Raw genomic sequence first — 15,419 nt, forward strand, 5'->3', positions numbered from 1 at the left:
CCTGACGAGTGGCAGCGACTGATCCGTGTTATTACCAAGTCTTCTTGTCATCTCTTCTCCAGAAATTCGCAATATTCTCGAGTGTAGGAAATTCCCACAATAAAATTATGAAATCTTGCAGTTTCCCAAAACTAATTTTCTCGAACCGGCAATCTGTCAGGCATCAAGTTATTCGAATTCTATAATGACTCCTAATTGTGCCTTTTGCGATTCTTGATGATAGGAGCCCTAATGAACGGATGTCTGATGCACATACTTGTGCCCGCAGTACTGGCTGCGAGCCATCTGTTTCCAACTCATGCCGCTTCACAGGAAGAAAGTTTCCCGATCCTTTTCACAAATGTTCATGTCTTTGACGGGGTGAACGAGGCGCGGATCGAGAACGCAAATGTTTTGGTCGTCGATAACCTGATCGCCGAGGTCTCGACTAAGCCGCTTGCCGTCGCCAATGCGCAAATCATCGACGGCGGTGGGCGCACGCTGATGCCCGGACTGATCGATGGCCACAACCATATCATGATGCCAGCGGCCCCCAATCAGGCGGTGAACGGCTGGCACTGGGGATATCTCAGTGCTGTCGTGGGCCGCGAGGCGGAGAAAATGCTCCTGCGCGGTTTTACCACGCTGCGAGATACAGGGGGCCCAGCCTACGGCATCGCCAGAGCAGTTGACGAGGGTATTCTTCCGGGCCCGCGGATCTATCCCAGCGGTCACTTCATCAGTCAGACATCCGGCCACACGGATTTCCGGTCGTTCAACGAAAGCCATACGCGTGACAGAAGCAGCCGCAATGCCTTTGAAAGTGAGTTTGGTTTCATGGCAGACGGCCGGAGCGAAGTTCTCGCATACACCCGAGAAACGTTGCGCCGGGGGGCGACGCAGATCAAGATCAGCGTAGGTGGCGGGGTCGCCTCCGCCTTTGATCCTCTGGACACGGCGCAATTCACCTTCGATGAAATCAGAGCCGCCGTCGATGCGGCCGAGGACTGGAACACCTACGTCTTGGCGCATGCCTATACGGACCGCTCCGTTCTGCGCGCTGTGGAGGCCGGCGTTCGCAGTATCGACCATGGGACGTTGATCTCGGAACTGGACACCATGATCGCGATGCGGGACGCGGGTGTGATCTACAACCCTCAGGCCGTGGCCTTTACGCCAACTCCCGAGAGCGTGGCGTCGCTCCCGCCCGAAACCGTTGAAAAATCACGCCCGGTCGTCGAAGGGCTCGACAGGTCAATGCGTCTGGCAAAAGAAAGCGGCGTGACGATCACCTTCGGAACGGACGTCTTCGGCTCGCCCGAGGCCTTGGCCCGGCAGAACGAAGAATTTGAACTCAGAAAGCAATGGTTCACGTCGCATGAGATCCTGGTCCAGGCCACGTCAAACACCGCGAAACTGGTGGCAATGTCAGGTCCTCGAAATCCTTACACGGACGGACCGCTGGGCGTGATCGAAGCCGGTGCTTATGCAGACTTACTTCTGGTTGAAGGCAATCCGGTGGAAGATGCCGGACTACTGGTCGACTACACAAATAACATCGATCTGATCATGAAAGACGGCGTGATCTACAAGAACACACTCGACTGAGTGTCGCGTGGGGTGAAGGAACCTCGGCACCCCGCGCACAAACTAATTTGTCTAAGGGAGAGAGGAACATGATTGCATCAAAACGGTTATTGGCGGCCGCAAGTGTGGTTGCCTTCTCGGCGTCCGCCTCATTTGCGCAGGATGGACCTGTTCAAACCCTGTTCACCAACGTGCATGTCTTTGACGGAATAAATGAGGCCCGAATAGAAAACGCCAATGTTCTGGTTGTCGATAACCTGATCGCAAAAGTCTCACCCGAACCTCTTTCGGTTGCAAATGCCGAGGTCATCGACGGTGGGGGTCGCACCCTAATGCCGGGTTTGATTGATGCGCATGTGCACATGGCGATCACGGAGCCGGTTGCGGACCTCAGGGACAATTTTGATTGGATGTACTGGGGCGCCGTTTCCACGATCGAGGCGGAAAAGATGCTGTTGCGCGGCTTCACGTCCGTGCGCGATGCGGGTGGACCGGCGATTGGGCTTCAGAAAGCCATCGACCGGGGCAAGGCTGTCGGCCCGCGAATCTATCCGTCCGGCCCTGTGATCTCACAAACCTCAGGGCATGGCGAGCATCGGCACTACACGGAACCGCACCCAAACTTCGAAGGTGCCTCGCCCTCATTCTTCAACCAGCACGTCGAGTTTCTTGCTGACGGTGTTCCAGAAGTTCTGCGGGCGACGCGGGAAGCGCTGCGTCTGGGCGCATCGCAAATCAAGGTCATGGCCGGCGGAGGTGTGTCTTCCAGCGTAGACCCATTGCACACCGTTCAATTCTTACCGGAAGAACTGGAAGCTGCAGTCAAGGCTGCGGCAGATTGGGATACTTACGTTCTTGTGCACGTCTACAATGACGAGGGCATTCTGCGGTCCATCGAGGCAGGTGTGCAGAGCATCGATCATGCACAATTGATGACCGAGGTGTCGGCGCAGGCGATCAAGGACGCGGATGTTTGGGTTGTGCCATTCTTCTCGCTGCTGGGGCTGGATGCCGAAACAGTCACCAAAGCGCTTGGTCCATTGGCTGCGCCCAAGTTCCTCGAGGTTCAGGGCGGGGCGAGAAACCAGATGCGGTTGCTGAAAGAATTCGGGATCGAAAAAGTCGCCTTTTCAACCGACATTATTGGGGATCCTGTCGCTCTCACCAAACAGAACGATGAGTTCAAGTACCGTCTCGAACAATGGTCATCCTACGAAGTTCTAATGCAAGCAACCTCTAAAGCCGGTGAGTTGTTGGCTCTGTCAGGCAAACTCAACCCCTATCCCGAAGGCCAGCTCGGTGTGATTGCAGAAGGTGCGTATGCCGACATTCTACTGGTCGATGGCAACCCGGTCGAGGACGCGATGATCATGACCGACTACGAGAACAACTTCGATCTGATCATGAAAGACGGCGTGATCTACAAGAACACGCTGGAATGACTCTTGGACCGGCGGAGGTGCCTCCCTTTGTCGGCTGTTGAGCGAAAAGGATGAGCCTATGAAACGACTTCTATTGTCCGCATTTGCAAGTGCGCTGGTAGTCGCGACCGCTGTGAGCGCCGAAGAAACTCGCAGCCGATACTATCTGGGGATCGGAGAGCCGTCTCCCGAAGCTTGGCAGATCATGATCGAAAACCCCACCGACCGGGGCGAGGGCATGGGGGCCGCGCTCGAGGCAATGGGCGGTGAGATGATCAGCTATTTCTGGGGCATGGCCGACGGCCGGAACTACGTCACCGTGCGGGTGCCGGACGATCCTAGTATGGTGCAGGCAATGTACGCGGCCCGCCTCAGCCAGGGCGTTCTGAAGAACTACACCTTCATTGAATTGATGACGAGCGCCGACATGGTTGAGGCGCTGAAACGGGTGCCGGAGTTTACGACACCGGCGGAGTAATGTTGGCCTCTGATCATGAAAGACGGCGTGATCGATAGGAACAAGCTCGATTGAGTGTCGTGCGGCGGGAATACACCTCGCCACAAGGTAAGTCTTTAGAAAATCGAAACAATCGAAACTGGGAGAACTTCACCATGCAAAACAGACGCGCATTTTTGAAAACTGCTGGCGCAGCAGCTGCCCTGTCAGCTACCTGCGGAAAAATGACATGGGCCAGTGAATTTAGTCCAGTTTGGGAGTCCAGTGACAAGGCAGCCCAATTCCTAAGGGACATTGTTGCCATCGACTCGCTGAACGCGAACTTTGAGCAAACCGCCACACGCCCAGAAATGTGGGACGAATATTACACCAGAGCACTCGACGCAGGCATAACGGCAACGGGTGTTACAACCGCGCAAGGCATCAACGACTTTGACACTTTTGCGCGTGAAACAAGCTACAATCTACGCAAAATCGCTGCGGATGATCGATTCATGGTAGTGCGTACAGCAGGCGACATCCAGCGAGCCCAGGACGCGGGAAAGTATGGCTTTTTCTGGAACTCGCAGTCAGCGGAAATTCTTAACAATCAGCCGGACGTCTACATGCCGTTGGCAAAGTCGATGGGCCTCGGCACAATGGGCTTGGCCTACAACGAGCGTCAGCGTGCAGGAGATGGGAATTTTGTCCTGAACCCCGGACCGATCTCGGCCTATGGCATGACAGTCGTTGATGCGATGCAAAAGTATAGAGTACTCGTTGACACGTCCCATGCTAGCGAACCCACCGCGCTGAGTACCATCGAATATGCGAAAAAAATGCGCCCTGATTTGCCCGTGATTGAAACGCACTCTTCTGTGCACGCGCTTTACTCCGGATACCCTGAAGGAGAAATTCGCCTGCGGACCAGTTCCGATGAGCGGATTCAAGCGGTTGCCGATACCGGTGGTGTGGTTAGTCTTTGCATGTTGCCCTTCATCATGATCAGCCCGCAGACAGAACTTACCCGTCCTCAAGACGTTGTCGATCGAATCGACTACATGCGGGATTTGACCAGCATCGACAACGTTGGACTAAGTTCCGACGACGGCTTTGACTGGTCTAAGATTTATGAGTTTGGCAAATCAAATCCGGAACAATTCGACGATGGCGGACTTAGTGCGGCTGTAAACAAATTGGCTACAACTGGCATCGGGGAAGCCGCGAAAATCTATGCAGCCATTATCGATGAAATGTGGTTGCGAGGATATTCTGACGAGGACGTCAGGAAGGTGATGGGAGGCAACTTCACGCGCATATTCGAGCAAGTTTGGGGATAATCGATAGGCAAAGCGAGAAATGACCTTCCCTCGTTTGTTAAGGCCGGTCGGGGTAGTATTCACCCGACTGGCCTTCGCGTTTTGGCTTGTGCTTTTGACACAGTCTGCTCTGGCACACACGTTCGAATTGGGCGATGCGCAGTTGACCATCGAGGGCGACAGCTTTCGGATCGCGGTCAGCGCGGACTTGATCGAGGTTTTTGAGCGCCACTTAGCCTTAAACGGATCAGACCAATTTCTTGTTGAGCAGGTGCGTGAGCTGGATCTCGGCACAATCGAAAGCGCGCTGTCAGAAATACGCGCGGCAATCTCCGAAGAGACGCTCTTACGGTTCGACGGTGAAACGGCAGATTTGCGGGCAATGTCCTTTCCATCTCCGCGCGATATCCGGGCTATTCTCGACAGACCGCCGGAAAGCACCGAATACCGCTTAGTTTTCGTCGGTTATGGTGACGCTACGCCAGGTGCCAGCGCAGTAAGTATCAAACTGTCGCCTTTACTTGGGGATATGCGGCTTGAAGTGACGGTCCCAAGTGTCACGCTGCTGCAGGCTGGACGAACCAGCCAGACACTGAACCTTGTTGAGACCCAAGAAACAACACTGAGCTCAGCAGTGGCCGACTTCTTGTATTTCACGTGGCAGGGGATCATTCACATCGTCCCATATGGGCTGGATCACATCTTGTTCGTACTCTGCCTGTTCCTATTTGCGCAAACGGTCCGCGACCTGATCTGGCTGGTCACAGCTTTTACCGTCGCGCACTCGGTGACACTGACCCTCGGCTGGCTAGGCTTCGTTGATTTGCCAACAGGGCTCTTTGAACCTTTGATTGCCTTGTCCATTGTATATGCCGCTGTTGAAAACATATTGCGCAACAAACCAGGCGGTGCCCGCTTCACTCTAATTTTCTTCTTTGGTTTGCTCCATGGGTTCGGTTTTGCGTCAGTTCTAGAGGAGATTAGCCCATCAGGCGGCCATTGGTTGACCCGGCTAATTGGATTCAATGTAGGCGTTGAGATTGGCCAGTTGGTTGTCATAGCGGCGGCCTTTCTGGCTGTTGGACTTTGGCGCAAGGAACCGTGGTACAGATCGCTCATCGTGGTACCCGTGAGTTTTGTCATCGCTTTGGTGGGCGCCCTCTGGACTGTCGAGCGGGCTCTTGCAGCGTTGACATAATACGTGAGCATCAAGTCTATGGTTTTTGATTGTCCGCTATTTATCAGAAGCCGTCTCCGAGCCAATGCGAACCAAAGGCTGCATTGTCCGCATGGCAGACATTCATCGCAGATACAGCGAAGGTCCACTTTGAGCCCTTACCGGACCTTGATCACACCTCGGTCTTTCGCTCATGCGGCAGGTCGAGAACTACTTAAACCGGACATTCTCTGAGTGGTACGCAGATGGCGGTGACGCGGACAAAGCGGACGATGTCCGCACACAAGATTTGCATCAATAACATGGCCAATTGACTTCAGAAGACAGGTTTTAGCCTGTCTAACATCCAGCGCATGTCAGGTGGCAAGACCGGTGGTTTTGTCGTCATCATTGGGGCTTGTGATAGCTGCCGGGCCGCTTGCAAGCATGCCTGGGCTTGTTCATGAAGTTGCATCTCAGTCAGCGCCATCGCGCGGAGTTTTAGGTGGCCAGCTTCATTTGGGCGCATGTCATAGGCGGCAGAGGCATCCTCAACACTGCCTTCGAAATTTCCGCCACAATACCTTGCAATGCCACGCATGAACAGCCGATATGGTTGCAGTGGATCCTGCTCGCCACGCTCTACGAGACGCGAAAATGCAGCATCAGCGCCCGCAAATTCAGACCTACGAAGCAAAATCTGACCTTCAAGTTCATGGTTTTCCAAATACGCGGGATTAAGTTGCCGTCCTCGTTTAAGATCAGCGAGCGCTCCTGAAATATCGTCTTGCACTGCAAGCCGGAAATTCGCTCGGACCCAAATGACATAGTCGCTCTTGGGCTCTTGCATCACCGCGGTGTTTAGGACTTCCTCACATCTTTTCTTAATTTCGGCAGACATAATCTTGTAGCGTGCACCGTGGAGCATGAGTTGTGCTTCCACGCGCATGCAAAGCGACATCCCGTCCAGCGGATTGAGCGAGATGGCACGTTCTATAAGTGAAAGTGCCTCTTCCCAGCTTTCCATCGTAACCTTGTAAAATTCATTGGCGGCACGTGCACGGAGCTCAGATACACTCAAGTCGTCAACTGGGAGCCCAGCAAGTCTATCCCCATCGAACGCATTGGTTTGGAGACGTAAATCCCCCTCTGCCTGCTCCAGGACAGTGTCGCAGAAATCGAATACATCTTCAGTCTGAGCTTCGTATGTCTGTGACCATACAGGCCTCGCGTTGGCACGTGAGACCAACGTAATGGTGAACCTTCCGCGCCTCCCAGCGATCCGAACGCGCCCGCGCAAATCATAGGTCGCGGCTTCTACAGACTTGGCAGATGCATCGAAAACGGAAACGCCCTTTCTTCGCGATACTCTTACGATAAGTTGATCACGGAGGTCACCAGCGAGCGCTTTGGTCTCTGGATCAACCGGCGCGTAATCAAAGGACTGGAATGCAATTGATGGTACATCACCCGACTTGCCTGTTGAACCGGGCGCAAGTCGCCATTGATATAGCCGGACCGGCTGCGAGATATTTTTCAGGCTGAATGTGCCAGCGTCGCTAAGCACTGCTGATTGTTCGGTTGACAGCTGACGGTAAAAGTCTTCCGACACCATCACGCCACCGGGCGGTGCTTCAGTTTGAATGCGTTGAGTGATGTTCACACCAGTGCCGTAAAAATCATCATCGTCTTCGACTATTTCTCCCAGATGGCAACCGATCCTTAGCTTTATGGTCGGGTGGTCATAAAGATTGCTTTGCACCTGAATGGCGCTGTCCAAAGCTGCACCGATTGAGGCAAAGGCAACGATCCAGCCGTCACCCATGCGTTTTAGGACCTCGCCACCGAAGTCGGCGAGCACTGGCTCCAATTGGTCGCGCTTGAGCTCTCGTACTGCTTCGATTGCGGCATCCTGATTGGCGTTCATCATAGATGAGTAACCGACCATATCGACGACCATTAGAGTTGTAATTCGCGAACGCACCGGAGCCCTCCGGCCACCAAACATAGTGAAACGCCTCGAACCAACAAGCAGTTTGCTTCTGATCGCAGTCGGACACGCATTTGGACAGTGGTTTTGCGAAGCCGTAACCACGTAAAAGTTTGGGCTCACAACAGACATTCGAAAGTTCACAATGAGGAACGAACGGCGGCCCTGCGGACAAAGCGGTCCTTTCAGCGCTGTTGGACAAAAACAATTGCTCAGTGTCACCTCTGCAGTGCAAAAACTTTACGAATTCGCACTGGCGATAGGGTGGTCAGGCAACCCTGCTTTGCGCAAATTGTTAAAAAGGGCGTTTAACTTTTCTGTGTCGCGTAGCAATTCCTGTGACTTCACATATTCCAGACTGAGAGTGGGGTCGTCGGCCAACGCTTCGGCCACGATTTCACGTGCGCGCTCAACGTCGCCTCGAGCTACTCGGCTTGCTGCTCTGTAGAGCCGGGATCGACGAGTCTGGAAATTGAGGCTCCTGGCCTCTTCGTTGGATTCTGTGAAGCGCCCCAATGCGTATAGTGCCGCCACCTGCTCCTCGACAATCCAAACCGGCAAAAACGGGTCAAGTGTCGCCGCGTGCTCCAGTAACTCCAGGGCCCGCTCTGGCTGCCCATCGAAAGTGTAGAAAGCGGCGCAGCGCCCAAGAATGTAGGCATCGTTCGGAGCAAGTTGCATCGCTCGCTCGTGGTGGCGACGACTGGCGTCATAGTCATTGTTCAGCTTAATCTGTAAAGTACCCAGAATGCGGTGCAGTTCGGGATCCGAAGAATCCAGTTGCATCGCGCGGTTGAGTTTTTCTTCTGCAGATGCCAGATCGAAATCTGCCATACCGCTCCAGGAACACACGTCCATTGCAATGGGGCGCGCAAAGTTGGGATCGGCTTCCTGCGACTTTCGAAACCATTCTCGTGCTTCGCGGTAGAACGAGTCTGCCACAGTGCCCATACGGTGTTGTTCCAGACCCCGCAGATAATATTCATAAGCGGTCATATTCTCGGGCCGTTTCATACGGACCGCGCTAATCGCTTCGTGATCAATCCGGCCTGATACCGTGGCCGCCACGCGCGCAACTATCTCCTCCATCGCGTCGATTACTTCGTCGAAAGGCCGCTGAATGCGATCTGACCAGACAAGCCCTCCGTCGCTGGTTCTAGTTAGGGTCACGCTCAGACTCACACGTGAGCCCATCTTACGAACCTTTCCAGCCAATACGTACCGCACACCAAGCGTATCCCCGATTAGTTTGGGATCATCTGTTTGCAACGCCACGGAAGCTGTTCGAGAACTCACAAAAAGTGAACGGATGAGGCTCAGATCGTGGATCAATTCCTCCGTTAATCCTTCGGCGAGAAAATCTTGATCCTCGTCTGCTCCAGTTCTCGTCAGGAATGGCAAAACGGCGATTGAATTCGGCTTGATGGCGGATTTTGGTGCTTCAACGGTCGGAGCAAGTTGGAAAACATGGCGATCCGAAGAGGCACCGACGCGCATGATGCGCATGGCTTCGTCCAGCCCTTTGAGCCGATGTTCCCCCCGGTCTTCAAATGCACAGGGCGACACTCTACGGACATGGTCGAATAAGGCTTCCGATACGTCGATTTCACCGGGTTCGGCCAATTGCTGCAATCGAGCGGCGATGTTGACACCATCACCTCGCAAATCTTCCCCTACCCGAACGACATCTGCCAAATGCAAGCCAAAGCGCATAGACTGCGGTGTAAGACCTGGTGCTGTTGCAAGCTCTGAACGAGCTTCTATCGCGGCTTTGAGGCCATTGACGGGGCTTTCAAATTCAGCAAGCAAGGCATCGCCAGCTGTATTGAAAACTCTTCCGTGATGCTTGCTCACACAACGTGTAACGAGGTCTAGTCCGCTCAGAACTTGGGAGAGGGCGCTTTCCTCGTTTCGTTCCATTGCGCTAGTCGAGCCGACATAATCGCCAACCATGATCGTTGCCAATTTTCGGTCCAACGTTATGCTCCTCTCCTGGGCAACACCGAGGGTAGTGCAAACGCGTTGTTTCTCCAAGAAGAGTCGGTTCGAGCCTCATGAAAAGTGTCGACTTTGGGCTCTGTCCCGCCGTCCTCTGCGGCTCGCACCAACTGGCGGTCAGAGCCCTGACCGGACATAGCCCAGTAATCTGGTAGCTGCGAGTGCACAAGGCTGGTTGCAGCACATTTGCCGACATTGGCCGCCAAGTTGCCCGGCAACTGCCTGAGTGACAGGATCGGATGTCAGCTACGAGCCCAAAGCAGTCGTTACAAAATTGGCTTTGAGCAAAGGACTTCATCTGGAACTCAGTCCAGCGTGTTCTTGTAGACTTTGCCGTCTTTCATGATCAGATCGAAATTCTCATGCGGGTCTGCGATCAGATCGATATCTTGCAGCGGATTGCCGTCCACAAGGATTAAGTCGGCATAAGCGCCCTTTGCGATTACACCCAAATCACCTTGTTGATAGGGGTGGCGCGGGCCTGAGAGTTTGAGCAGTTCAGCATTGGTTGAAGTCGCCATTTTCAGCACCTCGTATGGCGTGTACCAGCGCTGCAATTTGGCAAGGAACGCGCCTTGACGTTCGGCCAGTTTGGGATCGAACAGGATGTCGGTGCCGAAAGCGACTTTCACGCCAACTTCTTTCGCCGTTTTGTAGGTGAAATCTGTACCGTTGGTGACGTCGATCCATTTCTGCTGGCTAACAGGGTCGTCGAAAGAAAAGCCATCCTCGTCATCCAGAAGAGGCTGCACTGACAACCACACGTCGTTGTCGCGCATCAGTTCCATCGTTTCGCGGCTCATCAAGAAGCCATGCTCGATGGACTTAACGCCAGCGGCAACGGCTATCTCCACTGCCTCGTCCGTGAAGACATGAGATGCAACATAGGTGTTGTAGGTGTCAGCCACCTCTACGAATGCCTCGATTTCGGCCTTGGTGTATTGGCGTACATCCAGAGGGTCATAGGTAGATGACACCCCGCCGCCGGTGGAAATCTTAAGCTGGGTCGCGCCCATGCGCATGATCTCACGCGCGCGTTTGACCACTTCCGGAACACCATCAGCCTGCGCCATCAAACCAACGCTGTACCAGTACCATTGCGAATCCGCGCCGTTCGTCGGAACCGCTTGGTAGGGGCGATAGTCAAAGTGGCCGCCGGTTTGTGTCACGGGTGGGCCGGACGGCAGGATACGGGGGCCTTCGATCTCGCCTGCGTCAATCATCCGTTTTATGGCAAATGAATTGCCGCCAACGTCGCGCACCGTTGTAAAGCCGCGCATTAACGTGCCTTCGGACCCGATGGCACCCCGCACCGCGACCTCAAGAATATCGCCGGTCACAACCACACTCTGCGGATTGCAACAATAAAGCGTGTGCCAGTGTACGTCGATCAGGCCCGGCATCAACGTGCGCCCGCCGCCATCGATGACGATACCATTGGCGACGGCGAGGGGTTCTGAGGACACATCTGTGATCAGATTGTCGGTTACAATGACATTGGCATTTGTAATCATTTCCTCATTCACACCATCAAACACGTTGACGTTTGTGAACAGTATTGGTCCCCCATCCTGGGAGAGCGCTTGCGAACTGGCTATAGTGAGAAAAATCGACGAAACCGCCGCAAGTTTGGGAAAAGGCATTCTAAATTCCTCAGAAAATTCTGTCGGAGAAACCATTCCAGCGGAAGGAAGCTTTTTCAAGGATTCCCTCACTTTTCTGCAAGGTCGGCTTTGTCCGCGTTGCTGACCTTGATGCCGTCTGACCCGACCCGATGACCTATTGAAACCGTCAGATGACCGGTTTGAGCCCTAAGCCGACCCATTTGGTCACACATCGAGCCCATTGGCCCTGCCAAAGTCAGTATAGAATGACGTACTGGTCAACTTTGCGACGGTTTCCACATCAATCGTTTCAGGGTCCCGAGCAACTTTGCTAATACCTGTCCCCTCAACGAGGCGGTTCACCAAGTTGAACACACCACAAACCTGTACCGCATCAAACAACGCACTTTCCGGCACTGTCAGAAGAAACTTATTGAGGCGGGTAGGGCGAGCACTTAGCGTCGCAGGATGACAAGACGCAGCCCTTTTCGCTACTTCAAGACGAGCCCCGAGATCATCCGTCTGGCCGTCATGATGTATGTTCGGTTTCCGCTTTCGCTTCGCAATGTTGAAGATCTTTTGCACGAGCGCGGCATCGAGATCAGCCACGAAACTGTGCGTTATTGGTGGAACAGATTTGGCCCGATATTCGCGGCAGAGATCCGCAGAAACAGGGTCAATCGGATGCGATGTTATTCGAACTGGCAGTGGCATCTGGACGAGGTCTTCGTGAAGATCAATGGCGAGACGCACTACCTATGGCGGGCTGTGGATCACGAAGGCGAGGTGCTGGAAAGTTATGTGACCAAGCGCCGTGACCGCAAAGCTGCGTTGAAATTCCTCAGAAAATCAATGAAACGCTACGGTCAACCTGAATCCATCGTGACGGACAAACTGCGGTCTTATGGCGCGGCGATGAGAATTGTCGGGAACGGTAGTCGGCAAGAGACCTGCCGCTGGCTGAACAATCGGGCCGAGAATTCCCATCTGCCATTTCGACGAAGAGAACGTGCGATGCTCCGCTTCAGGCAAATGCGATGTTTGCAGAAGTTCGCCGCAGTTCATTCATCCGTCCACAACCATTTCAATCAGGAACGCGCCCTCTACAACAGAGACAATTTCAAGCTCAACCGCGCCGCTGCTCTCTCCGAGTGGCGCCAACTTTGTTCAGCATAAGTTCCGGCATTTAGGGGTAAACAGAGACTGGTTCGAATTGGTCTGACAGCACCCTCGCTGATCTTAAACGAGGACGGCAACTTAATCCCGCGTATTTGGAAAACCATGAACTTGAAGGTCAGATTTTGCTTCGTAGGTCTGAATTTGCGGGGGCTGATGCTGCATTTTCGCGTCTCGTAGAGCGTGGCGAGCAGGATCCACTGCAACCATATCGGCTGTTCATGCGTGGCATTGCAAGGTATTGCGGCGGAAATTTCGAAGGCAGTGTTGAGGATGCCTCTGCCGCCTATGACATGCGCCCAAATGAAGCTGGCCACCTAAAACTCCGCGCGATGGCGCTGACTGAGATGCAACTTCATGAACAAGCCCAGGCATGCTTGCAAGCGGCCCAGCAGCTATCACAAGCCCCAATGATGACGACAAAACCACCGGTCTTGCCACCTGACATGCGCTGGATGTTAGACAGGCTAAAACCTGTCTTCTGAAGTCAATTGGCCATGTTATTGATGCAAATCTTGTGTGCGGACATCGTCCGCTTTGTCCCGCAACTCAGACACTCCTGCAAGGTGCAGCGAATGTCCGGTACCGGTAAAAGCAGCCATTCAAGTTCGGATTTTTGAACCACGCCTCGCAATGTCTGCTTTACGTGATCAACCGGTCATCTGAGTAAAACCGTCGGATGACCGCAACGAGCCCAAAGCAGACGTGGAGAAAAACGGCGATATGTGATAGCCAACAGGGAATAATTCACTGCTGAGTGCCAAATGGTTTGCAACCCCGTACCTAAGAAAGTCACCCATATTCCGGATTTCTTTGCCCTTGCTACCTGTCCATTTTGCCGCGATCAGCAGGTTGTTTCCCACCGTGATTTAAAGAGCAAGGGCAGGCCAATTGATGGAACTGCGGAGTGGGTGTGTTCACTTTGCAAGGGCATTCCGCGAAAAGGGCAATTTGATTGAATTATCCCCCGGGGGCGGGGCTGATCTTCGAGGTCATACCCAGCGAGCAGCTATCGCCTCCATTCCAAACGGTAGACTGTGTGATCATCTGGAAGTCCTTTGAGGACCAAAGATCGTGCGGCCGCAAATTTGAACTCGTGATTTCCCCCAACTATGGCTCTCGTCACATCCGACACTAGAATTTCACCCGGATTGGCCGATGAAGTTATGCGAGCCGCTTTGTTGACCACGGTTCCGAAGAAGTCGCCACGCGCCAAAACAACGTCGCCGGTATGAATGCCAACTCGTAGGCCCAAGCGCGGTTCCACATCGCTCAAAGCCACGGCTTCCTGTATTTTGATCGCCGCCAGAAGCGCTTCAGTCGCTGATTGGAAACTGGACAATGTCCCGTCTCCCAGCGACTTCACGAATTGCCCCCGATGTGTTGCGACAATACTCTCAACAGTCTGAAAATGCTGATCTATCAACGCCGACCAACCCTGATCTCCCATGGCCGCCGCGAGCATCGTACTGCCTTCGACATCAGTAAACAGCACCGAGGCCAAACCTTCTGCCTGAAGCAATTCCGGACCATCTTCGAGCGCAGCTTTCACAAGAGTTTGAATGGCTAACTGTTCGCTACCTACAAAATCTATATTTGGGTAGGGAAGAGAGGCGTGACGATTAATGATCTTCCATGACGCACCCTCTAAGACGAATACCAGCACCGTGCGGACGATGTAATCATCTCGAAGCCCGGGAAACCCAACCCGATGTAGAAAAGCAGACCAGCCCGTCTCTCCGTTCTCGAAGGCTTCGGCTTCGAGAACTTCCCACACATCCGGCTCTGGCATTTCGCCGATGAATTCGCCGACTCCATCGCGGACAACCTGACCTTTCCAAAACTCATTCTCGCCAGTTCCAATGAAGCGCAGATCGACCGAGTCGGAAAGGTAGTCCTTCAAAACGTGCGTATTTAGGGTCCTGATCGCCTCAAACCAGCGTTCTGTAACAGCAAGTATCTCAGGAGAAGCCTTGACCACAACTGTTACTCCCAACACAGGCGAAACAAGCGCAAAGTAAATTCGTCGATCTGGAATTAGCCGTACTGAACTCTACCACCTTTATGCTGCCCACGCACAAGCATGTAATCAAGGAAGAAGATGGTAGAGGCGCCAAGCACACCTTGGACCATGCAGACCTGAGACAGAGTTGTTGAAGCTCCGTCTCGCCAGCGCACTTAGGGCTTGCTTCGAGTTTCAGCTTTGTCCGCCTCGCGGTCGCTAGCGAAGTTTCGGCGAATGACCAAACCGAGCACGAAACGTCCTATTAGGCCGCTGACAATATCTGTAGTTTTGACTCCTGCAAATTTGAAATTTGCTTTGTGAATTAGGTCACATCTCAATGAGTTTCATTCTGATATTTTGTTGGTATCGAGGGAGATTTAATCATGAACATGGTTGCTGCACTCGCACTGCTATCTGCTCTTTTTTATTGTATTGCTATGGTCGCCATGAAGTCATGGTGGACACTACCCAGCCTGGGCGTGGCAACCATAATCGCTGTTGCCTTACTGACAGCCGGCGCATTCGAAGTTGCTGCTCTGGGGCATGAAAAACTGGGGCTGATTTACGTGGCTGTAATGGGAGCTGAAGTCATAATTTTGGGTGTAGTCTCACATTTTTTCTTCGAAGAGGTGTACTCAGTCAAAGAAGCTGCCGGGATGGCACTAGTTCTTGTTGGAACAGCTGTCGCCTGGACTTAGCCCTTCGATTTCACAACGATCTTGCTGCTCAGCGACCTCTTTGAGCGCCC

Annotated in this window: 11 protein-coding genes; 7 read left to right on the top strand and 4 right to left on the bottom strand. The window is 53.4% G+C overall.

Annotated features, from left to right (window positions below):
• Positions 1 to 231 precede the first annotated feature (231 nt).
• The 5 genes from AC2FID_RS21710 (at position 232) to AC2FID_RS21730 (ending at position 5,940) form a co-directional block, all read left to right on the top strand.
• Positions 232 to 1,587: a metal-dependent hydrolase family protein gene (locus AC2FID_RS21710; protein ID WP_496758713.1), complete on the top strand. Its 1,356-nt coding sequence runs from the start codon at positions 232 to 234 to the stop codon at positions 1,585 to 1,587.
• Between the two features lie 68 nt (positions 1,588 to 1,655).
• Complete coding sequence (locus tag AC2FID_RS21715) at positions 1,656 to 3,008, top strand: metal-dependent hydrolase family protein (RefSeq protein WP_271952338.1); 1,353 nt, start codon at positions 1,656 to 1,658, stop codon at positions 3,006 to 3,008.
• Positions 3,009 to 3,066: 58 nt separating this feature from the next.
• Positions 3,067 to 3,465, top strand: coding sequence for a GYD domain-containing protein (locus AC2FID_RS21720; RefSeq protein ID WP_282121511.1), 399 nt, complete (start codon positions 3,067 to 3,069; stop codon positions 3,463 to 3,465).
• A gap of 59 nt (positions 3,466 to 3,524) precedes the next feature.
• On the top strand, positions 3,525 to 4,763 hold the full coding sequence (locus AC2FID_RS21725) for a dipeptidase (protein WP_496838697.1): 1,239 nt from the start codon (positions 3,525 to 3,527) through the stop codon (positions 4,761 to 4,763).
• 19 nt (positions 4,764 to 4,782) lie between these two features.
• The gene (locus AC2FID_RS21730) at positions 4,783 to 5,940 is read left to right on the top strand and encodes a HupE/UreJ family protein (protein ID WP_271952342.1); all 1,158 of its coding nucleotides are present in this window, start codon (positions 4,783 to 4,785) and stop codon (positions 5,938 to 5,940) included.
• Between the two features lie 295 nt (positions 5,941 to 6,235).
• Here the strand turns inward: AC2FID_RS21730 and AC2FID_RS21735 are convergent, their stop codons facing one another.
• The 3 genes from AC2FID_RS21735 to AC2FID_RS21745 form a co-directional block, all read right to left on the bottom strand.
• Positions 6,236 to 7,882 carry an adenylate/guanylate cyclase domain-containing protein gene (locus AC2FID_RS21735; protein WP_496838672.1) on the bottom strand — a complete coding sequence of 549 codons (1,647 nt, stop codon included), beginning with the start codon at positions 7,880 to 7,882 and terminating at the stop codon, positions 6,236 to 6,238.
• Between the two features lie 246 nt (positions 7,883 to 8,128).
• Positions 8,129 to 9,865, bottom strand: a complete 1,737-nt coding sequence (locus AC2FID_RS21740; RefSeq protein ID WP_282168737.1) for an adenylate/guanylate cyclase domain-containing protein — start codon at positions 9,863 to 9,865, stop codon at positions 8,129 to 8,131.
• Between the two features lie 326 nt (positions 9,866 to 10,191).
• A complete protein-coding gene (locus AC2FID_RS21745; protein ID WP_282168736.1) occupies positions 10,192 to 11,529 on the bottom strand; it encodes a metal-dependent hydrolase family protein in 1,338 nt (445 codons plus the stop codon).
• Positions 11,530 to 11,958: 429 nt separating this feature from the next.
• Between AC2FID_RS21745 and AC2FID_RS21750 the strand changes: the two genes are divergently transcribed.
• Entirely contained in the window at positions 11,959 to 12,666 is a 708-nt protein-coding gene (locus AC2FID_RS21750; protein ID WP_496838674.1) for an IS6 family transposase, read from the top strand.
• Positions 12,667 to 13,675: 1,009 nt separating this feature from the next.
• Here the strand turns inward: AC2FID_RS21750 and AC2FID_RS21755 are convergent.
• Positions 13,676 to 14,647 carry an adenylate/guanylate cyclase domain-containing protein gene (locus tag AC2FID_RS21755; RefSeq protein ID WP_496838675.1) on the bottom strand — a complete coding sequence of 324 codons (972 nt, stop codon included), beginning with the start codon at positions 14,645 to 14,647 and terminating at the stop codon, positions 13,676 to 13,678.
• A gap of 407 nt (positions 14,648 to 15,054) precedes the next feature.
• Here AC2FID_RS21755 and AC2FID_RS21760 point away from each other — a divergent pair, with 407 nt between their 5' ends.
• The gene (locus AC2FID_RS21760; RefSeq protein WP_170383373.1) at positions 15,055 to 15,369 is read left to right on the top strand and encodes a hypothetical protein; all 315 of its coding nucleotides are present in this window, start codon (positions 15,055 to 15,057) and stop codon (positions 15,367 to 15,369) included.
• The last annotated feature ends 50 nt before the right edge of the window (positions 15,370 to 15,419 follow it).

Source organism: Ruegeria sp. CDSC068, from assembly GCF_059610545.1.